This window comes from Fibrella musci (assembly GCF_041321105.1).
GTDB lineage: Bacteria > Bacteroidota > Bacteroidia > Cytophagales > Spirosomataceae > Fibrella > Fibrella musci.
Window position 1 is genome coordinate 22,288 of record NZ_JBGGWD010000006.1, and the last position, 20,425, is coordinate 42,712.

At 56.5% G+C, this 20,425-nt stretch carries 19 protein-coding genes; 9 read left to right on the forward strand and 10 right to left on the reverse strand.

Translation table 11 applies throughout. From position 1 onward, the window contains the following. The first annotated feature begins 23 nt into the window (after positions 1-23). The 3 genes from msrB to miaA all read left to right on the forward strand — a co-directional run bounded on the left by msrB (position 24) and on the right by miaA (position 4,120). Complete coding sequence (gene msrB / locus ACAW74_RS19575; RefSeq protein WP_370699917.1) at positions 24-413, forward strand: peptide-methionine (R)-S-oxide reductase MsrB; 390 nt, start codon at positions 24-26, stop codon at positions 411-413. Between the two features lie 92 nt (positions 414-505). Continuing rightward, positions 506-3,142 carry a T9SS type A sorting domain-containing protein gene (locus tag ACAW74_RS19580; protein WP_370699918.1) on the forward strand — a complete coding sequence of 879 codons (2,637 nt, stop codon included), beginning with the start codon at positions 506-508 and terminating at the stop codon, positions 3,140-3,142. Positions 3,143-3,256: 114 nt separating this feature from the next. Beyond that, the gene (miaA, locus tag ACAW74_RS19585) at positions 3,257-4,120 is read left to right on the forward strand and encodes a tRNA (adenosine(37)-N6)-dimethylallyltransferase MiaA (RefSeq protein ID WP_370699919.1); all 864 of its coding nucleotides are present in this window, start codon (positions 3,257-3,259) and stop codon (positions 4,118-4,120) included. Between the two features lie 103 nt (positions 4,121-4,223). On the opposite strand, the gene ACAW74_RS19590 is transcribed toward miaA, so the two are convergent. Then, a complete protein-coding gene (locus ACAW74_RS19590) occupies positions 4,224-4,835 on the reverse strand; it encodes a thymidine kinase (protein ID WP_370699920.1) in 612 nt (203 codons plus the stop codon). 147 nt (positions 4,836-4,982) lie between these two features. On the opposite strand from ACAW74_RS19590, the gene ACAW74_RS19595 reads away from it, so the two are divergent. Continuing rightward, positions 4,983-6,191 carry a DUF8457 domain-containing protein gene (locus ACAW74_RS19595; protein ID WP_370699921.1) on the forward strand — a complete coding sequence of 403 codons (1,209 nt, stop codon included), beginning with the start codon at positions 4,983-4,985 and terminating at the stop codon, positions 6,189-6,191. A 92-nt stretch (positions 6,192-6,283) separates the two neighbouring features. Here the strand turns inward: ACAW74_RS19595 and ACAW74_RS19600 are convergent, their stop codons facing one another. From ACAW74_RS19600 to ACAW74_RS19630, 7 genes are all read right to left on the reverse strand, one after another. Continuing rightward, positions 6,284-7,195, reverse strand: a complete 912-nt coding sequence (locus ACAW74_RS19600) for a TIGR01777 family oxidoreductase (RefSeq protein ID WP_370699922.1) — start codon at positions 7,193-7,195, stop codon at positions 6,284-6,286. A 107-nt stretch (positions 7,196-7,302) separates the two neighbouring features. Then, entirely contained in the window at positions 7,303-7,860 is a 558-nt protein-coding gene (locus ACAW74_RS19605; RefSeq protein ID WP_370699923.1) for a hypothetical protein, read from the reverse strand. 40 nt (positions 7,861-7,900) lie between these two features. Beyond that, the gene (locus tag ACAW74_RS19610; RefSeq protein WP_370699924.1) at positions 7,901-9,061 is read right to left on the reverse strand and encodes a DNA polymerase III subunit; all 1,161 of its coding nucleotides are present in this window, start codon (positions 9,059-9,061) and stop codon (positions 7,901-7,903) included. 129 nt (positions 9,062-9,190) lie between these two features. Then, positions 9,191-10,384, reverse strand: a complete 1,194-nt coding sequence (locus ACAW74_RS19615; RefSeq protein ID WP_370699925.1) for a putative sugar nucleotidyl transferase — start codon at positions 10,382-10,384, stop codon at positions 9,191-9,193. Positions 10,385-10,524: 140 nt separating this feature from the next. Then, positions 10,525-11,127 carry a cytochrome c oxidase subunit 3 gene (locus ACAW74_RS19620; protein WP_370699926.1) on the reverse strand — a complete coding sequence of 201 codons (603 nt, stop codon included), beginning with the start codon at positions 11,125-11,127 and terminating at the stop codon, positions 10,525-10,527. 105 nt (positions 11,128-11,232) lie between these two features. After that, on the reverse strand, positions 11,233-12,060 hold the full coding sequence (locus ACAW74_RS19625; protein WP_370699927.1) for a 4-(cytidine 5'-diphospho)-2-C-methyl-D-erythritol kinase: 828 nt from the start codon (positions 12,058-12,060) through the stop codon (positions 11,233-11,235). 46 nt (positions 12,061-12,106) lie between these two features. Continuing rightward, positions 12,107-12,610: a VOC family protein gene (locus tag ACAW74_RS19630; RefSeq protein WP_370699928.1), complete on the reverse strand. Its 504-nt coding sequence runs from the start codon at positions 12,608-12,610 to the stop codon at positions 12,107-12,109. Positions 12,611-12,835: 225 nt separating this feature from the next. On the opposite strand from ACAW74_RS19630, the gene ACAW74_RS19635 reads away from it, so the two are divergent. Then, complete coding sequence (locus ACAW74_RS19635) at positions 12,836-13,048, forward strand: hypothetical protein (protein ID WP_370699929.1); 213 nt, start codon at positions 12,836-12,838, stop codon at positions 13,046-13,048. Between the two features lie 28 nt (positions 13,049-13,076). Next, entirely contained in the window at positions 13,077-13,430 is a 354-nt protein-coding gene (locus ACAW74_RS19640) for a DUF6970 domain-containing protein (protein ID WP_370699930.1), read from the forward strand. Between the two features lie 3 nt (positions 13,431-13,433). Here ACAW74_RS19640 and ACAW74_RS19645 read toward each other — a convergent pair whose 3' ends face one another. Further along, on the reverse strand, positions 13,434-14,612 hold the full coding sequence (locus ACAW74_RS19645; RefSeq protein WP_370699931.1) for a glutathionylspermidine synthase family protein: 1,179 nt from the start codon (positions 14,610-14,612) through the stop codon (positions 13,434-13,436). A 130-nt stretch (positions 14,613-14,742) separates the two neighbouring features. Between ACAW74_RS19645 and ACAW74_RS19650 the strand changes: the two genes are divergently transcribed. Together ACAW74_RS19650 and ACAW74_RS19655 are read left to right on the forward strand one after the other, a co-directional pair. Further along, positions 14,743-17,490, forward strand: a complete 2,748-nt coding sequence (locus ACAW74_RS19650; RefSeq protein WP_370699932.1) for a DUF7133 domain-containing protein — start codon at positions 14,743-14,745, stop codon at positions 17,488-17,490. A 36-nt stretch (positions 17,491-17,526) separates the two neighbouring features. After that, positions 17,527-18,564 (forward strand): sugar phosphate isomerase/epimerase family protein, encoded by a 1,038-nt coding sequence (locus tag ACAW74_RS19655; RefSeq protein WP_370699933.1) that lies wholly within the window; start codon positions 17,527-17,529, stop codon positions 18,562-18,564. A 109-nt stretch (positions 18,565-18,673) separates the two neighbouring features. Here the strand turns inward: ACAW74_RS19655 and ACAW74_RS19660 are convergent, their stop codons facing one another. Further along, entirely contained in the window at positions 18,674-19,315 is a 642-nt protein-coding gene (locus ACAW74_RS19660; RefSeq protein WP_370699934.1) for a Cj0371 family chemotaxis-regulating polar lipoprotein, read from the reverse strand. A 347-nt stretch (positions 19,316-19,662) separates the two neighbouring features. Between ACAW74_RS19660 and ACAW74_RS19665 the strand changes: the two genes are divergently transcribed. Continuing rightward, positions 19,663-20,031, forward strand: a complete 369-nt coding sequence (locus ACAW74_RS19665) for a YtxH domain-containing protein (protein ID WP_370699935.1) — start codon at positions 19,663-19,665, stop codon at positions 20,029-20,031. The last annotated feature ends 394 nt before the right edge of the window (positions 20,032-20,425 follow it).

Consider the following 20,425-nt stretch of genomic DNA (forward strand, 5'->3'; position numbering starts at 1 on the left):
GATTACGTAAAACAGAGTAACCGATGGAAAAGGTGATCAAAACCGAAGAAGAATGGCGGCGCATCCTGACGCCGGAGCAATTCAGAGTAGCCCGCCAGAAAGGGACGGAGCGGCCTTTTACGGGCGAGTACTGCGAAAGCAAAGACCCTGGTATCTATGCCTGTGTCTGTTGCGGCACCGAGCTTTTTGAGGCAACGAGCAAATTTGAATCGGGCACGGGCTGGCCGAGCTTTACGGACCCAATCGACCCGGAGCGAATTCGCCTCGAAAAGGACTACAGCTACGGCATGTACCGGGTCGAAGTGCTTTGCAACGTATGCGATGCGCACCTGGGTCATGTGTTCGACGATGGCCCCCCGCCAACGGGCTTGCGATACTGCCTCAATTCGGTATCTTTATTATTGAAACAATAAGTAGTGGGTATTGCGCATTCGTCATTCGTGAAGATAACAGGCACAACTGACTGATGCCCAGTACTTATTACTCCGATGACCCAACTACGTTTATGACAAACTATTACGCGTTGCGTTTGCTGGCTTGCTTGCTCCTGCTGACGTCGCCTTTGCTGGCGCAGAAGAAACCGGCGTCGATCAAGACCCGGACTACTTACGAGGAGTTTGCTTTCCGGCAGCGGCAGGCCAAACTGGACCCGATTATCTGTTACGGCCTCAAAGAAAATGCCTTCACCAGCATTGGTGCGCCACAAGGCTTTGGCGACGGGCGCGCACGGCGGGCGGCCACGTCTACGTTCATCGTCGACTACATCGGCTATCCCGAAGATGCTAAGGCGGCCTTTCAGCGGGCGGTCGATATCTGGTCTACGCTCATCAGCAGTCCCGTACCCATTCGGATCAAAGCGACCTGGCAACCGCTGGGCAATGGCAGCGACCGGTTCGTGACGCTGGGTAGCGCCCGCCCGGCCACCTATTTCTATTCGTCGGACGGTGCCCAGAAAGCGCAAACGTTCTATCCGGTCGCTTTGGCGGAGAAGATCGCCCGCCGCGCCCTGAACCACCCCGACAGTGCCGACATCGTTGCCAACTTTAATAGCGAAAACAACTGGTATCGGGGCCTCGATGCCAAACCCACCGCGGGTACGTCGGACCTCGTGACGGTGATCCTGCACGAGTTGGGCCACGGGCTGGGCTTCACCGGGGGGATTTTCGGTGATGCAGATGCGCGCAGCGCGTCGGTGTCACCCGTCGTGTTCGACCGGTTTGTCGAGACCAATACCGGTGCCAAGCTAACCGACCCGACCGCTTTCAGCACAGGAGCACTGGTCTACAATCAGTTGATTGGCCGTAACCTGTTCCTCAACGGACCCGTACTGCAACAGAAAACCGGGGGCAAAGCCAGGCTGTATGCACCAGCTACCTACAGCGCGGGGTCTACGCTCTACCACCTCGACGAAGCAACCTACGGACAGGGAACGCCCAACTCGCTGATGACCCCCAACGTCAACAACGCGGAAGCTATCCATAATCCTGGCCCCATTGTGCTGGCCTTTTTTGAGGATATGGAGTGGAAAACAACCTCGCTGCTGCACGACCCCATTCTGGACACCGAATCACCCAGCGACATCATCGTGTCGGCCCGGATCATCAGCGATACGGCGCTGGGCAGTGCCCCGCCTAAATTCTTTTACCGTCAGGGCTACCCGACTCAACTCGACAATACCTTCCAGGGATTCGATATGACGCGGGTAGGTAACACCAACGAATACCGCTACACCATTCCCGCCGCCCAGCTGACCAACCGGATCGCCTACTTTCTGCGCGTACAGGACGTAGCTGGTCGCATTTATTCAAACCCGGGTCGCGACGTCAACGACAACCAGTTCTTCTATTCGTTTGTGCCGGGTGCCGACCGCAAAGCCCCAACCATTACCCACGTACCTGATCAGACGGTGCTATTTGCCGCTGCTGCCGATACCATTCCGATTATCGCCAAAATCGTCGACGATCGACGCTTAGGAACGCGGTTCAAGCAAGGCATTGATACGGCCTACGTGGAGTATCAGGTAAACGGCGTGGCACGTCCGGCGATACCGCTACGGTATTTCAATTCCGATCTGGTGCCCGACAGCACCTGGGTTGGGCTGCTCACGTTGCCCCAGAATTCACTGAAAGCAGGTGACAAAATCAGTTACCGCATTGTCGCCCGTGACTTGTCGGCAGCGCGAAATCAGGCCATCAGCCCGGCTACCGGTTTCTACGACATTACCATTGTGGGGCCACAAGCCACGGTTCGGTCGCAATACGTCAATGATTTTGCCTCGACGGCTACGGCATCTGACTTTGCGGGTAACAACTTCCGAATCGAAACACCGACGGGCTTTACCAACCCCAGCATCAACTCCGACCACCCGTATGCCAACGGCGCGGATATTTTCAACGAGAGCAACTTCACCTACTCACTGCTGGCACCGATTCGGGTGAAGGCTAACCCCGACAGCGCTAAGATTCGGTTTGACGAAATCGTACTGGTAGAACCGGGCGAATCTGGAACAACGTACCTGGACCAGGGATTTTATGATTACGTGATCGTGGAGGCCAGCAAAGACAACGGACGTACCTGGCTGCCGCTAATCGATGGGTATGACGCCACCAGCCGATCGGAGTGGTTAACGGCCTGGAATTCGCGGTCGTCGGCGCAGGACCCAACTACAGGCGAAGTGAATTCAACCGCTGTTGGTACCGCCGCTTTGCTCAAGCGCCGTGAGATTGGTATCTACGACAAAGGCTTGTTCCGGGCTAACGACGTCATCCTGATCCGGTTCCGGCTCTTCGCCGATCAGCTCGCCCACGGCTGGGGGTGGCAGATCGACAACCTTCAGATTCAGGTACCGGCACCAGTGGTGCTGGCGACCGAACCCACGCCCGTTGCCAATTTCGACGTCTTCCCGAACCCGGTCAGCAACACCGTTCGCGTAACGGCCGAACTAACGCAACCCGCCGCCAGCGGCACGCTCACGTTGAGCAGCCCCACCGGGCAGGCTCTGCGCCAGCTATCGATAGCCGTGCGCGATGGCAAGCAGATCAACGAGCAGATGGATTTGAGTCAACTGCCCACCGGCATGTATTTCCTGCAACTAAAAGCAGGCGAAGCCAGCCAGGTGAAAAAGATTATGGTCACGCATTGATCAAAGGCGTTCAACGGTCAAGGTCCCATGTTCAAGGTTGGCTGGCGCGTTAGTGATTGTGCGCCAGCCAACCTTGAACATGGGACCTTGACCGTTGAACGAACTCACACCCCTATGCTTGTAATCCTGGGGCCAACGGCTAGCGGAAAAACGGCGCTGGCTGTGCAGATGGCCCGGCAGTTGAACGGCGAGATCCTGAGCGCCGACTCGCGGCAGGTATACCGAGGCATGGACATCGGTGCAGGTAAAGATCTGGCCGAGTACAGTGTCGGGGGCCCGGCGATACCGTACCACCTCATCGATATTGTCGATGCGGGCGACGACTACAACGTGTTTCGGTATCAGCGCGATTTTGATGTAGCCTTGGCTGATGTGTTAAGCCGTGGGAAAACGCCCATCATCTGTGGTGGTTCGGGCCTGTACATTGAGGCGGCGCTGCGTCCCGAAGCGATGCTGCCCATTCCCCCCAACGACGAGTTGCGTGCCGAACTTGACCAGCTCACCGACGCCCAGCTACTCGACCGCTTTCGAGGCAATCCGTCGCCTCACACACCACTAGCCGACACCAGCACGCGCAAACGCCTGATCCGCGCCATCGAAATCGGAACGTACCTGAACGCAGTTGAAGGCTCTGGCAACGTACCTGCGTTGCGCCGCGACCTGCCGTCGTATCGGGTAATAGGCCTCGACCCGCCCGTGCCGGTTCGCCGGGAGCGTATCAGCCGCCGCCTGCGCGACCGCCTGCACCACGGCCTGATCGAGGAGGTCAACCGGCTGCTAGATGCAGGTATCTCGCCCGAAAAGCTGATTTTCTACGGTCTGGAATACAAGTTTGTGACGGAATATGTGCTGGGTACATTGCCCTACGACGCCATGGTGTCGCAGCTCGAAACCGCCATTCACCAGTTTGCCAAACGCCAGATGACCTTCTTCCGCAAACTTGAACGCGACGGCCTGGTGATTGAGTGGAAAGGGTAGTTTACCGTCCCCTGTCCAAGGTTCAACGTCCAAAGTTGGCTGGCGCGTTGGTAATCGTACGTTAGCCACCTTTGGACGTTGAACCCTGGACTTTGAGCATCAACTACTCGTACACCCACTCCCGGTGGGTGGCTTCGGTGCCGAGGTTGAAGCAGCGGCGGCAGCGGGCTTCGTAGCTGTTGGTTTCGCCGAGCAACACGCGCTCCTGTGATGGCACAAGCCGATAGGAATAATGGGCTACGTCGCCGCAGACGACGCAGATGGCATGAACTTTGGTCACAAACTCGGCAATCGCCATTAATTGCGGAATGCAGCCAAACGGTTTGCCCGAGAAATCCATGTCGAGCCCTGCTACGATCACCCGTTTGCCTTCGTCGGCTAGCTGATGGCAGACGTGCACCACATTCGGGTCGAAAAACTGCGCTTCGTCGATACCGACGACGTCGCAATCAGTGGCTAGGGAGAGGATATCGGCAGCTTGCGGTACCGGAATCGACGCGATCGCCGAGGCATTGTGCGACACAATGTCGTTGGCGTCGTAACGCGTGTCGAGACTCGGTTTGAAAATACCAACGTTGAGCTTGGCAATGCGCGCCCGGTTGAGTCGGCGGATTAGCTCTTCGGTTTTGCCCGAAAACATCGATCCGGCGATCACTTCGATCCAGCCGGTGCGAAGATGAGGCGGCTCCCGGTGGCGCGAGGGTTCAATAAACATGTACTGATTGACGAAGTTAGGCCCGGAAACAACTTACGATTTTATCGCCGGAAAAAGGCTTACTGGCCGAATTAGGCGCACATAATTGTAATTCGTATATCGTAAGTCGTAAATCCCAATATATTTACAAAGCAAAGCATTTACCCAATGTCGAACAAGTTCAATACTAACGCCCTCAACGAATACAGCAAGTCCTACGCCCGGCGCGTGACGGCCGATTTTTACCATGCTCATACGACTATCAGCGGTAAGCAAATCCTGAATCTGACGCCTATTCAGCAAGTTAATCTGTTCGTTGTAAGCACGTTGTTCGACAAATGGAAAGGGGAGGTCGAGAAGTTTCGTAGCCCGTATTTCGACTTCAGCAACCCGGAAGTGGAGGAGGCACTGCGGTCGTTTATGAACGTGGTCTCTCAGCACATTGCCGTGCGCCGCGAACACCTCGAACCGCTGCTCGCCGACGCCACCCGCCGCACCCTCATTGCCCTGTTCGACCCACGTTTTTACTACGACGATCTGCTGCGTAATCAGCCCGATTTCACCCTGACGGCCGATAACCTCAAGCACATCAATCGCTATACGCAGGTCAACAAGCTGATTCCGCTGACGTTGGAGCAGAAGATGAACGGCCGCCCGTTTGTGTACGTCAATCAGGCACTTGGGTTTCTCGACGAAATCCTGACGCAGCGGGCGCAGGACCTCGAACGCCCCGAAAAATACATCGAACTCTTCTCGGAAAAGGTGGCGATGGACCTCTCGACGCTGCTCCGTGGGCACGTAGTCGACAATTACGCGCCTACGGCAAAATCGTTTTTTGATCTGGACGAGGAAGCCCCCAAACAAAACCCCATACTGGTGCCGCCCCCACCGCCAGCGCCGGTTGCGCCGCCCGCCGCGGTTCAAAGCGCGTTGCCGCCAAGTCCACCGCCCTCCGACGACGACGTACATACGAGCGGAACGGTGGCGATCAATGGAGGGGGCTACCAGGCTGACCCAACGGCCCCGGCCAATCAGCCCAATGTGCTGTCGACCAATGCACCCGCCCCTACCCTGTCTACGCCGGTGAGCACACCGACCGTGACGCCCGAAGGGGTAGCCACGCTGGGTGATAGTCTGCAAAAAGCCTCAGGAAGTATTGCCAAGAGTATTTCGTTGAACCAGAAATTCCGGTTTATCAATCAACTGTTCAACGGTAGTGCCGACGCTTACAACGAAGCCATCGCCGAGCTTGATCAGCTCACTAATTACGGGCAGGCGCTCGACCTGATCTCGTATCGCTACGCCAACCAGTTTATGTGGAACATGGATAGCGACGAAGTAAGTGAACTGGTTGAGATCCTGAAACGGCGCTTCTAAAGAAAATTCACCACAGAGCCACGGAGAGCACAGAGTTGATGGTAATACTTCTGTGCTCTCCTTGGCTCTGTGGTAAACGCACGATCCAGCGATTATGTCAACAAATTCTCCAGCGCTTTACGCAGATCGGGGAATTTGTATTGAAAATTCGTTTCGTCGGCAACTCGTTTATTAAGTACGTAACTGCCTCCCAGCACGGTTATAGCCATTTCGCCAAACAGCAGCTTGATAGCAAACGCCGGGATGTTGGGCAAAATCTGGGGCTTGTCGAGGACGTCGGCGATGCGGCGCGTCAGGTCTGCGTTGGTGACCGGACCGGGAGCTACGCCATTATAGACGCCGCTCCACTGTTCATTTCGAATCGCTTCGATGTAGAGCTGGCAGATGTCGTCGAGGTGTATCCAGGAAATGTATTGATCGCCCGATCCAATGGGTGCGCCTACGCCCAGGCGAATCGGCTGCGCCAGCTTAGGCAGTGCTCCGCCGTCTTTTGCCAGCACAACACCCGTCCGGATGCGCACAGTGCGAATGCCCAAATCAGTAATCGGGTCGACAGAGCGCTCCCAGGCCCGCGTTACCTGCGCGAGAAAATCGCTACCAGCCGGGCTGTTTTCGCGTAGGGGGCGGTCGCCGGTATCGCTGCCGTAATACCCAATGGCCGACGACGATACGAAGCTCTTGACGTGATGATTCGTGCTCCGCAGGGCTTCGGCCAGCAGGGCTGTCGATTGGGTGCGGCTTTCCAGAATTTCTTTCTTGCGGGCATCGGTCCAACGACCATCGGCCACGCCAGCACCGGCCAGATGAACGATATGATCGGCGGTTTCAATGGCCCGCGGGTCCAGCTCGGAGGTATCGACATTCCACTGGTACGTCTGCACGCCATCGTGGTTAGCTTTCGGGCTTCGGCTCAGATGGGTTACGGTATACCCTTGTTGCAATAGCAGTTGGGTGAGCCGCCGACCAATGGTGCCGGTGCCGCCCGTGATGAGAACGGTGTTCATAATGCACAATGTATAAGGGACAATGGATAATGGCCGATAGCCGGACAAACGCTGGCCTACGTTCACCATCATACATCGTACACTATACCCTGTACATGCCTAATTGTTTAGGACCATTCCTTCGGAGTACCCAGTTGCCGGGCGTAGTGAAGGGGCGCGTTGTGATGCACAAACCGGAGCAGCCGGTTCATGTCGTCGGCAAATTCGAGGTGGTAATCCGGGTCAAGCTTGGTCAGCTTTTTTAGAATGGCGTCGGTGCGTTTGGCTACGTAAATGGCGCACTTCTCGGTTCGGCTATTGAGCTTCTGCAACAGATCGCCGTGCTGTTCCAGAAACCGATTAAGCATCAGAATCGTCAGGTCGACCTCGCCATAGGTGTCTTTCGTCACCTTTACATGCCGGGTGATGTAGCCGCTCACCGTCCGCATGTCCATCATCAGCCAACCGGCCGTGTCGGGGTCGAGGCGGGCTGTGCGTTCGATCAGGTCGCGGATGAGCTGACGGCGGTGGTCGAGCGTCGTCTTTTCCTCGACCAGTTCATACTCCATCTTCTCGGCCAGAATCGGATCTTTGGCAATCAGCCGAACAAGCAGTTTGTCTTTCTCTTTGTCGGGTAACTGCGCAATGGCGCGCTTCAGGTCGGGGCTAAGGGCGGTGGTGGGCATGGGCTAACGGTAATGGATGGTCATTGACAGTCAATGATGCCTATTTAATCAACCTCGTAAAGGTCAATGACATATCGAGCAGGATCATTTTGGCGCGGGCGTTTCGTTCGAGGTGGTAAGCGCCCTCGTTGATGTCGCTCACCATCCGCTCGATCAGAGCGGGCCGGAGCACTTTCCCGAAATTACGGACGAAGTTGAGTTCGTCGTCGGGTAGGCGCAGCAGTTGCTCGGCTCCCTGTTGCCATAGAAACAGATCGCGGCACAGGCGAAGACTGTAGTCGAACAAGCCTTTCTGGCGCTCCTTGGGCAATTTGTCGAACTCATCGGCCTGCTTTACCAGGTACGTTAGGTCCTGTCGGTAGCAGGCGCGCATCCAGTCGGCAAACCAGGTATGCTGCGTGTTGGTCGCGCCTTCGTCGGTTTTGGTCTGCGCCATGCTCATCGCTTCGGCCAGATCACCGTCGACCAGATACGCCACGCGGCGGGCGCGGGTTTCGTCGAAATTGAGCGTTTGCCGCAGGTACGTTGCCACTTCCGTATCCGAGAAATTCCGAACGGCCACCCGCTGGGTACGTGACAAGATGGTGATGAGCAGCTTATCGGGCTGGTTAGTCACGAGCAGAAAAAGGGTGCGTTCGGGTGGTTCTTCCAGTACCTTCAGCAGCGCGTTGGCCGATGTCACGTTCATCAGCTCGGGGAGCCAGATGAGCATGATCTTGTAGCCCCCCTCATACGACTTCAGCGACAGTTTTTGCAGGATATTCCGCGCTTCTTCAGCCGAGATGTTCGCCTGCTTGTTGTCGCCGCCGGTGGTGTCGAGCCACTCTGTAAGCGTGCGGTAGGGGCTTTCGATCAGAAATTTCCGCCACTCGGTGAGCAGGCTTTCGCTGGTGTTTTTGCCCTTACCGAGATTGGCCACCGGAAACACCATGTGCAGATCGGGGTGAACGAGCCGGGCCATTTTGGCGCAGGAGGCACATTGCCCGCAGCCGTCGGTAGCCGGGCCGGTGTTGCCAAACAGCGAATCGCCCCCGTTGCGGTTTTCGCAGTTGACGTAGGTGGCCAGCGCCAGCGCGAGCGCCAGATTGGCACTGCCCGTTCGCCCGTCGAACAACAACGCATGGGCAAGGTGGTTGGTCTGCACCGCCCGCACCAGCGTCTGTTTCGTGTCGTCGTGGCCTATAATGTCAGCGAAACGCATAGGTTAAGGGATGATGAGTAATGCACAATGAATAATGTACGATGTACAATGGGGGCTGGCGGCGGACCGCTGGCGCGAAGCTGCTCATGCGCCGGCCCCCATTGTACATCGTACATTATTCATTGTGCATTATTTAGAATGCATTGAATAAATCTCCCGCAGGATGGCCTCGTCCACTTCGGTAAAGGGCACATTGCGGCGGCTTACGGTCTCGCGGACGACCTGCAACGCTTTGTCGAGCCGGTATTGACTGAACCCTTCGGCAGCCCCGCCCCACGAAAACGACGGGACGTGCTTCGGCTGGAAACCCGCGCCAAACACGTTGACGTTGACGCCCACCACCGTGCCCGTGTTGAACATGGTACTGATACCCGCCTTCGTGTAATCGCCCATCATTAACCCGCAAAATAACCGTCCGGTGTCTTCCAACTGGCCCGTGGCGTAGCTGTGGAGCTTCACGTTGGTGTAGTCGTTCTTGAGGTTCGAGTTATTGACGTTGGCCCCCAGATTACACCATTCGCCTACCACCGAGTTGCCCAGAAAACCGTCGTGTCCTTTGTTGCTATAGCCGAAAAAGACCGAATTGCCCACCTCGCCGCCGACCTTGCAATAGGGGCCAATGGTGGTGTTATTGCGCATTTTACCGCCCCAGTTGACCGTAGCGTTGTCGCACAAGGCAAAGGGGCCGATCATAATCGTGCCCTCGCTGATGGTGGCGTTACGACCGATGTAGATAGGACCGGCTTCGGCATTCAGCACGGCAGCGCGGATAGTAGCCCCTTCTTCGATAAACAGGTTCTCGGCTCCGTAGACGCGGGTATAAGGGTCGGTGAGGGGGGCTGAGGTACGTCCAGCCCGTTCGTGGGCCGCCGTGAGTTTGGCAAAATCGGCCCGGATCTGATCGCCGTTTTGCAGAAAAATATCGGGCAATTGGCGCACCACCGTCGGGGTTTCGATAGTCGTTTGCACAACGTACCCAGCCGCCGTGGGGGCGGTGTCGAGCTGTTGCTGGGTACGTACCGCTACCAGCGTCTGATCGGCAAGCAGCAGCGCCTGTCCATCATTGAGTTGCTGAATGGCCGTTACCAGCGCGTCGGTCGGGCAAATAGCGCCGTTGATATAGACGTTATCGTCGGCAGTCTGTTGCGGAAATTTGGTTTGCAGATACGGTTCCGTCAGGTGCGAAACGGAGCTCCCGAGCCAGTTTTGCCACTTTTCAGTAAGCGTCCAGATGCCGATGCGGATATGTGCAACGGGCCGGGTAAACGTAAACGGCAGGAGCGCCGTTCGAATGCCCGGCTCATCAAAGAGAATGTATTGCATAGACTGCAAAGGTAAAACGCCAGCGAATGCACAATGAATAATGTACGATGCACAATGGGGGCTGGCGCATGAGCAGCTTCGCGTCAGCGGTCCGCCGCCCGGCCCATTGTGCATCGTACATTATTCATTGTGCATTCCCATTACACTAGCCGCCAGTCGACGCGATGGTGGAACAGCAGGAAGACAAATAGTACGATCCACAGCACATCGACAAAGTGCCAGTAGAGGGTCAGTAGTTTGATTTTAAGTTGATTGGGCGGGTTGACGCTGTACACGAACGCTTCGACGTAAGCCCGGCGGCGTAAAGCTTCTATCAGCGCGATGGTCAGGAAAATCAGGCCGATCAGAATATGGAGCAGGTGCAGCCCCGATAGCACATAGACAAAGCCGCCGGCCGGGTTGCCTTCCAGTCCAACGCCCGCCCTGACCATCTGCCGCCAGCCCCAAGCCTGCAACAAAATAAACAACGTACCCAGAATGAGCGTCGTAGCTACGTTGATGCGGTAATTGGCAAATTGCTCGTGTTGGAAAGCGCGCGTCGCGTTGTGCAGAGTCAGGCTACTGAGAAGAATGACCAACGTGCTCAGAATAAACACGTTCGGCAAGGCCACGTCGGCCCAGCCGGGACCGGTCTGCCGCACGATATAGATACCCAGGAGCACCGTAAACAGCAATACGCTGCCGCCGATACCCAGCCACAACATAAACCGAAACGGCTCCCGCCGCTTTGTCAGACGACTCATAGTGTACAGTTTCGAGTTTGTTGTTCATTGTTTGATGTTAACTGTGGCATCAAAAAAACTGCTGCGAGCCAACGTCAAACCCGAAACCCCAAACTCGAAACTATTTTAAAGCTTGCTTTCCCAGACTGTATAACCCGAAAAAGCGTCGGTTCTATCCGGGGGCGACGAAAAAATGCCGTAGATCGTCGAACCGCTGCCGCTCATGCTCGCGTAAACGGCCCCGGCGTCGTAAAGCTGTTGTTTCACTTGGGCCAAAACGGGGTATTTTGGAAAGAGGCTGTCCTCAAAATCGTTATGGACCGTATCGCGCCATTGGTCGATAGGCGCTTCGATCAGCGTGCGTAGCGGAACGGCTGGCTTACGGGGCGTCACGCCCGCGTAGGCTTCGGCGGTTGAGATAGCCAGATTGGGATACACCAACTGAATGAAATACCCTGATAAGTCGAGGTCGATGGCCTCGAACACATCGCCTTTCTCGACACAATACTGCGGCTTATTCTGAACGAAGAAAGCGCAGTCGCTACCCAACTGTCGGGCGTAGGCTTCGCGTTGGTCGGCCGTCAGTCCCAGCGAAAACTGGCTGTTGAGTAGATTGATCGTGGCCGCGGCATCGGCCGAACCGCCACCCAGCCCAGCGCCAATCGGTACTACTTTGTGTAACTGCATCTGAACCGGCGGCAGGTCGAAGTCGGCCCGGAGCAGGTTATAAGCCCGTACGCACAGATTTCGGCTCGGGTCCGGATCGCCCGGAATGGGCAGGCCGCTCGTAGTAAACTGAACCGCCGCCTTGGCTTCGGCCTGAGCGGGAATGATTTCGAGTACGTCGGACCAGTTGATCGGATAAAAGACCGACAGCAGGTTATGAAATCCGTCGGGGCGGCGCTCGGTAAGCTGAAGACCTAAATTGATTTTACAGGCCGGAAAGGCAAGCATAGACAGGTGTGAAGAGGATTACCGGTGGAAGTGGCACAATCGGTGTTTAGTCAACGGAAGTAATTGATTTCCAAAACCATTTGCCGGCCGACTGAATGAATCCTGGTTTATTGGCTTTGCCTTCATATAGCTCGATCAGATAGCCGTCGGGATCGTTCAGTTGCAGCACCGGCAGACCCGACGCGCCCGTTTGCCGGATTACGGCGGCGCTATGCTGTTTGAGCAGTTGCTCGGCTTGCCGCAACGAGCCAACCTGCAACGCCACGTGTACGCCGCTCGTCCGCAGGCTGCTCACGTCGGTTCGGCGCTCGACCAGCCGGAGCTGCTGCCCCCCGCCAATATCAAACCAGGCCTGACTACCCGAGAGCGTTCCCGGCACAGCCACGCCCGTCAGGCCCAGCACATTCCGATAGAAAGGCAAACTCACCCCAAGCTCCCGAATGGGCAACACCACATGACTGAATCCTTGTAAACTGGCCTGCGCCCGGGTGATGTTGGCCGAAAAAAGCAACAGCCCCACTAGCCCAACCCATAGCATTCGTTGTTTCATAAGTTGACGACGTCCTTTTGCAGGATCGTCCGCGAATATAGACTTCATTTGTACTGAGTAGCCCCGGAATTGTTGGCCCGCAGCCCATTCGGAAGATGCCAGCCCGCCGCGCCGCGTTGCACCGGCATCGGCTAAATAAAATAAACGGGCCAGCGTATTGGTTGCAACTACACCAACGTACCTACGCGACGACGCCGGTTTGTTCACACATAGAACGTACCTACCATGCAGACACTACCTCGCTACACAGCTTTGTTGCTCCTGATCGGTTGGCTAGCAGGCGCTGCCTGCTCATCACCCAAACAGACCCCCGCGAACGACCCCGCCGACCCGGCTGCTGACAGCGTAGCCGATGGGCTGATTCTGTCGGACACGACCGTCGTCGACGACGATACGCTGGAAGTGGCCCTTCCCGTTCAACCAAAAATTAACAAGTAACGTTATATGTAAAATCAATAAGCTGTTGATGATGAGTCGATTGGTTGTTTATCTGGTTCTCGTTGCCTTGGCGGGGTTGTCGTGTAAGAACGAACAGATCCTCGCCAACGTACCTGCGTGCATACGGCAACGTATTCAGCAACTGGAAGCCGCGCCCGTCCGGAATCCGCCGGGGAGCATCTATCGCTATACCTACAAAGGCAAAACGGTCTATTACATTCCTCCTGACTGTTGCGATGGGTTCAGCGAGTTAATCGACGAGAACTGCGCCTCGCTCTGTGCGCCCGATGGAGGGCTGGGTGGTGTAGGCGATGGTCGCTGCTCTGATTTTGGGAAAGAAGCGACCAATCGGGAGTTGATCTGGCAAGACCCGCGTAAGTAGCGCCTAGTCGACCACCACGTGCCCTACAAACTGGGCCGTGTTATCCAGAATCTTACCGCCCCGCCGAAACCCGAGCGCACAGGCTTCGCCCGCAAAAAATACGCCCGCCTGATACCGATGTCCCGCTGCATCGCCGGGGAAATCGATGTATTCCTGATAGATTTTGGGGTAATCGCCATAGTCACCCTCGGCGGTTTCGGTCGGGTGGCCGCCTGCGTCGAGCAACCGGATATTAGCTCCTTCGCGCCCGAACAGCACTTTTTCGACCGATGGTACACCGGCCAGTGGCTTCGTTTCGGTACGCAATAACAGCGGGTGGTTGGGGTATAACTCCCAGAGAACAGACAAAATGGCTTTCGACTGAAAGAGCAGCGCGTAAGCCGGGTTCAGCACTACGGCCTTCCGCCCTTTCACGATCTGGGTCAGCAATTGGGTAAGTTCGGGCTCATCCTCGGCGATGTATTCCCAGGGCACGAGCTTAAACCAGAAATCGTAGCGCGTAAACTGCGGACGGCCGTCTGGGTCTTTCTCGAAGCGGTAAATGCCTTCTTCCGCCGAAAACTCGACCTCATCGATGTAGGCAAAGGCCACCTCGAATCCGGCTTCCCGGGCGGCTTCACCCAGCAACGCCACATTGGTGTCGTCTTCAGGCGCTTCGCGCATGGCCGAAAGCAACAGCGTGGGCGTCAGGTCTGCGTTCTGTGCTTTCAGCTCGTTAAACTGGCTCACCAGCGCCTCAAACAGGCCATTGAACTGCTGATCATCGTCGAGACCATTAGCCCGCAGGTGCGCATATTGAACCACCGCCGTTTCGGGCAGGCAGGTTGCCGTATCGGCATTGAACTCGATCAGCTTGATACCCGAATCACCCCCGGCCAGATCGAACCGGCCGTAGAGCAGGATATTCCGGTCGTCGTCCCACGAGTGGCGGATCAGGTCGATCAGATTGGCCGGGATACCCAACTCGGCGAAGCGGTTCTGATCGATCACCTGCTGCCCCGCGGCTACCAGCATCTCAAACAGTTCGTTAGCCGCATCCGCATAGGCATCGGCCTGCGCGACCGAGACTTCTACGGCCTCGTTGGTCAGATAGGGGAGGGTGTCGGTGCCCAGCATCCATTCCCAGCCAAGCTGACGAAGCTGCGCGTTGGGCGATTGAGTAAGGGATCGTAGTGAAATCATAGTAGCTTCTGGCTGTATTTTCCTTAGGATAAATGGTAATTCAAGGTGGTCGATGCGCGCAGGCGCAAGGGCTATCCGGTAACAAATTTGATTCAGGATTATGTTGATACGTCCTATTAACCTCCTTTGTTTGACCGGTGCCCTGCTCATCGGCGGTTTATCGGCTTACGTCGACACCAACCCCGTCAGGCAGGTGCGCCTCCGGCAGCTGCAGGCGGCCGATACGCTCCCCAAACTGAGCCTGCCCGAAGGCGCCGACCCCAACGATCCCGACTGGAAAGACATCGATCTGGAGGCGAAAGCACCCGTGCAGCCGCTGTCGCCCGCCGACGAAGCGAAGCAGTTTCTGCTGCCGCCCGGCTACCAGATCGAACCTATCCTGACCGAGCCGGCCATTCAGCAGCCCGCCGCCATCTCGTTCGATGCCAACGGGCGAATGTACGTACTGGAACTACGTACCTACATGCTCGACGCCGACTCAAAAGGCGAATTAGCGCCCACTAGCCGCATTTCGCGGTGGGAAGACAAAAACAACGATGGGGTCTATGAAACCGGCACCACCTTCGTCGATAACCTCATCTTCCCGCGCTTTGTGCTGCCCTACGGCAAAGACTGCATCCTGACGATGGAGTCCGACGCCGACAATGTTTACAAATACACCGATACCAACGGCGACGGCAAAGCCGACAAAAAAGAGTTCTTCACGAACAAATATGGTCGGTCGGGCAACGTCGAGCATCAACAGGCCTTCATGTATTGGGGCATGGACAATTGGCTGTACAGCACGGTCAACGCCTTTCGGGTGCGGGAAACGCCCAACGGCGTGATCCGTGAGAAAACGGGCTTCAACCGGGCGCAGTGGGGCGTCACGCACGACGATAACGGCAAACTGTGGTTTCAGGGTGGGGCCAGTGGATTGCCCTCCTACTTCCAGTTTCCGATTCACTACGGCAATTTCGACGTACCCAACGAGTTTGCGAAGGGCTTCGACGTACCCTGGGGCGCGGCCGTCAAACTGGCCGATATGCAGGGCGGGATGGACGAAGTGCGTCAGCCCGACGGGTCGCTCAAGCGCGTGACGGGTTCGGCCGGTAACGACGTCTACCGGGGCGACCGCCTGCCCGCTGAGCTGAAAGGTCAATATTTCTACGGTGAACCCGTTGCCCGGATCGTCCGGCAGATCAACCCCGTCGTGAACGAGGGCCTCACTACCCTGCACAACGTCTATCAGGATCAGCAGTCGGAGTTTCTACGCTCGACCGATCCGCTGTTCCGCCCCGTCGACATGACTACCGCGCCAGATGGCACCCTGTACATTACCGATATGTACCACGGCATCATTCAGGAAGGGCAATGGACGCAGCGAGGAACGTACCTGCGCACCAAAATCGAACAGTATCAACTCGATAAAGTGGTGGGTCTGGGCCGTATCTGGCGCATCACCTACACCGGTAAGGAGCGCGACAAAACCCGGCCCAATATGTACGGTAGCCCGTCGGCGGCGCTGGTCAAGCACCTTGCCCACCCCAACGGCTGGTGGCGCGATGCGGCCCAACAGGTGCTGGTGCAACGCAAAGACCTGTCGGTGGTGCCGCAACTAACGGCGTTAGCCCGCACGAGTTCCAACCAGTTGGCACGTACCCACGCCCTCTGGACCCTCGAAGGGCTCGGCGCTTTATCCGCTGCCACTGTACAGCAACTGCTGAAAGACCCCGATCCGAAAATTCGGATTCAGGCCCTGCGCGCAGGTGAGACGCTTTACAAAACGGTCGATAAAACCCTGGAGCCCGCTTTCAAACAAGCGATGGCCGACACGGATACCGACGTGCAGATTCAGGCGATGCTGACGGCCAAAGTGCTGAAACTACCTGATCTGGAAACCGGCATCAAGGCAGCAATGGCAAGCAACACGGCGGCGGGTGTCAAACTGGTGGGCGAGCAGATTCTGACCCCGGCCCGTCCGCGCAACATGGGGCCGTTTGGTGCGCCAGAACTGAGTGCCGTGCAGAAAGCATCAGTCGAGCGGGGCGCGCTGATCTACAACGAACTCTGTTCGCAGTGCCACGGCAACACGGGCCTGGGTACACCGGCGGGTAACGGGCGGCTGCTGGCCCCGGCGCTGGCGGGATCGCTGCGGTTACAGGGGCATCCCGAATACGCCATTCGGGTGGTATTGCACGGGCTGGAAGGGCCTATCGAAGGCAAAACCTATGCGGGGGGTATGATGGCGAGTATGAAAGAGCAGTCCGACGAATGGGTGGCCGACGTGCTCTCCTACATCCGCAATGGGCTGTCCAACGATGCGCCGCTCGTATCGCCGCAGCAGGTGGCTGCCGTTCGGGCCAAAACCGCCGATCAGAAAGGATCATACCAATATGCCAGCCTGACTAAACTGACACCCTTTGAGTTGCAACCCCAGACATTGAAAGCCACCGCCAGCCATACCACGTCTACGCGTATCGGCGGCAACGTTTCGCCCGCCAGCGCCTTTACCTACGAAGGCTGGTCGACGGGGGGGCGGCAGGAGAAAGGCATGTGGTATCAGATTGAACTACCGCAGGATGTGCGCGTAGCCGAACTGCATTTCACGGCCAATCCGGTTCGTCGGCCGGGCTGGAAACCCACGCCTGGCGCACCACCCACGCCGCCCCCGATGATCCAGACGTACCCACGTACCTACACCGTCGAAACCTCGACCGATGGACAGCACTGGCAGGTGGCTAAAGCCGATCAGAAAGGTGTCGATGGCGACAATATTTTGCTGGTCAATACCCCCAAAACCCGGTACCTGCGGCTGAGCCTCGCCGAGAACGTACCCAGCAATCCCGATGACGTACCCTGGTCGATGCGTCAGCTAAAAGTATTCGCCCAACAATAAGACAGTCAAACACAGCATATAAACCGCCTTGCTCGCATGGATAATCAACAGTCACGTCGTCATTTTCTGGGTACGTCGGCGGCCCTCATCTCCGGTGCCGTTCTGGGTACCAACAAGTTGTTTGGCGCCCCCGCCATCGTGCGCCACCTCGACAAGCCCAACTCGCTCATCAGCGGCGTTCAGATCGGGGTCATCACCTACTCGTTCCGCGACATGCCCGACCAAACCGCCGAGGCTACGCTGCAATACGTGCTCGACAGCGGCATCAATGCCATTGAACTGATGGGTGGCCCCGCCGAAACTTTTGCCGGTGCACCCAAAAACACGGTCGATATGCGTGCGCTCTTCCCGCTAATGCGCAAGCGCCGGGAGAATCAGCCCCTGACCGACGACGAACAGAAGCAACTGGCCGAAGCCGATAAGCAAATGAAAGCCTATCGGGCTGAACTAGCTACCTGGCGGCAATCGGCATCGATGAGTAAGTTTGAGCAGCTTCGTAAGCTATACAACAAAGCCGGCGTGAGCATCTACGGCTTCAAGCCCGATGCGTTTGGCATGCAAAACTCCGATGCTGAAATTGCCTACGGCATGAAGGCTGCCAAAACGCTGGGCGCCAACCAGGTGACGCTCGAACACCCGGCTAACGACGCGCACACGCTCAAGCTGGGGCAGATGGCGCAGAAGCACGGTATCCGCGTAGGCTACCACGGCCACGAGCAGCAAACGCCGACGTTCTGGGATACGGCGCTGGCGCAGTCGCCCGGCAACGCCATGAATTTCGATCTGGGTCATTACGTGGCCGCTGGTCAGCCCGATCCGCTAGGATTGATCCGCCAGAAGCACGACCGGATCGCCAGCATGCACATCAAAGACCGGCAAGACCCGGCGCATGGCAAAGGCAACCTGCCGTGGGGGCAAGGCAACACACCCCTGACCGACGTGCTGAAGCTGCTGCGCGACCAGAAATACACGTTCCCGGCCACCGTCGAGCTGGAATACAAAGTGCCCGAAGGCTCAACCGCCGTTGCCGAAGTCAGAAAGTGCGTCGACTACTGCCGCAATTTGCTGGCGTAGGGTAAAGAATGAGTCTAAAGTTCAGGGTCCAAAGTCCAATGTAGCTGACGCCCAACTATTGATGCATGAGCCACATTGGACTTTGGACCCTGAACATTGAACTTAGTCCTCATCCGCCAAAGCCCCGGCTGAAGCCGCCACCGCTTCGGCTGCGGAAGAAACCGCTGCGACCACCGCTGGGGCGGCTCGTTACCACCCGCGATGAGGTGATGGTGCGGCCCAATTGCTGCGACCGGTTGTAGAGATTCGAGTTGGTATAAAAGCCCGAACTATAGCGCTGCTCGTTGTAGTTGGCGCTGTTTCGGCCCAGCATATAGCCCAGACCGCCCCAGAGCAGCGCGTTGGCCAGGCCATTGTGGTGGTAGCTGCCATACTGGTTTGGGTTATTAAAATACTGCTTCGTCGACGGGTCGTTCTGCACGAGGCGGCGGGCGGCTTCCACGCTCAGCGTATCAGAGTGCCCATCGCGGTACTTCACAATCGCCCCCGACTGACTGGGATCGGCCTCGACCTCGTCGGTAATCTTGAATTCGCCGGGTGCCATTTCGGTAATCACCGACCGCACACCTTTTTTATAGGTAACCACATCGCCTCCGGCACCATCGTCGTAGTCGCCCTCGGCGCGGTCGTTATTGTTACCGCAGCTTTGCAGCGTAATGGCCGCGCCCCCGAGCAGCGTCAGCGAGAGCGTAGCGCCCAGCGTGATGTCTTTTACGCGCCGGATCAAAGTGGATTGCCGAGTGGGTGTCATGGCGATGTATTGTTTATAGCTACTAAACTACATCGGCTGACAGGAGGTTGCAACGCGTTGGTTGGCAGGCGGCGTAAGGGTCGGATGAGGGGTCGCTGCTGATTACTAATCAACCTGAATTTGACGGGTAGTGCGCTGTTCGCTAGTTAGCGGACACAATCTGTGGTTGTTGTCCCGATCAAACCACAAAATCGAGTAACAATACCCACACTAGTAAGTTGTAGAGTTTATTCTACTTGGATATAAATTGTTGCTAGTCAGTGAGTTGATAAATTAAGCGATGTGTGGCACGATATTGACGACTGAGTAACCGTACCATCACTGTGCACTAGCACGTCAACAATACCATGAATTTCGAATCACGGAAAAGCCCACAGGACTATATCTCGGATCTCATCAGCAGCGATCGCGGTTACGTAACCGGCATCCTGACCGGTTTGGTAGCAGGCGTGGCTATCGGGCTGCTGTTTGCGCCGAAGTCAGGTAAAAAGCTGCGTCGGCAGATTGCCAAGGCGACAGGAGACCAAGCCGATGGATTGCAAAAAACGTGGCGTAAGACGACTGCCCGCACCCGCGAGACACTAGCCGACGCCAAAGACAGCGTTCAGGATAAAGTAAAAACGTACAGCCACGACGCTGAAGACAAAGCCAACAGCCTGATCGACGGCCTGAAATCCGGTATCGATAAGGCAAAAAATTCCCTGCATATCGGCTAAACTAGCCCGATACGCACCAATCAACTCAACGTTAGGAAAAGAAACACCCCGGTTAGCTCAGGCTATCCGGGGTGTTTTGCGTTTAAATCAATTCTCGTTCAAAATATGGTCATGTGCCAATTATCTCAAACGCCGACTCTGCCATAGCAATGCAGTTAATAGGCTATCAACTCTTTCTTGTTATTGTACAATTATATTTTTCGATTCTGCTCTTTCCTTGTTAAGATAACTATTTCGCTGGCAACCATTTTTGCCCATCAATTGTTGGCGGAATAGATTATTTTCGATCGATTTTCTTGAAAATATACAAATTTACTTACGCTGGTGCTATCGGCTAAGTAAATGCAGTTAGCGCTTTTACCTAGCCACCGTTTTTCATAAACCAGCTACGCCC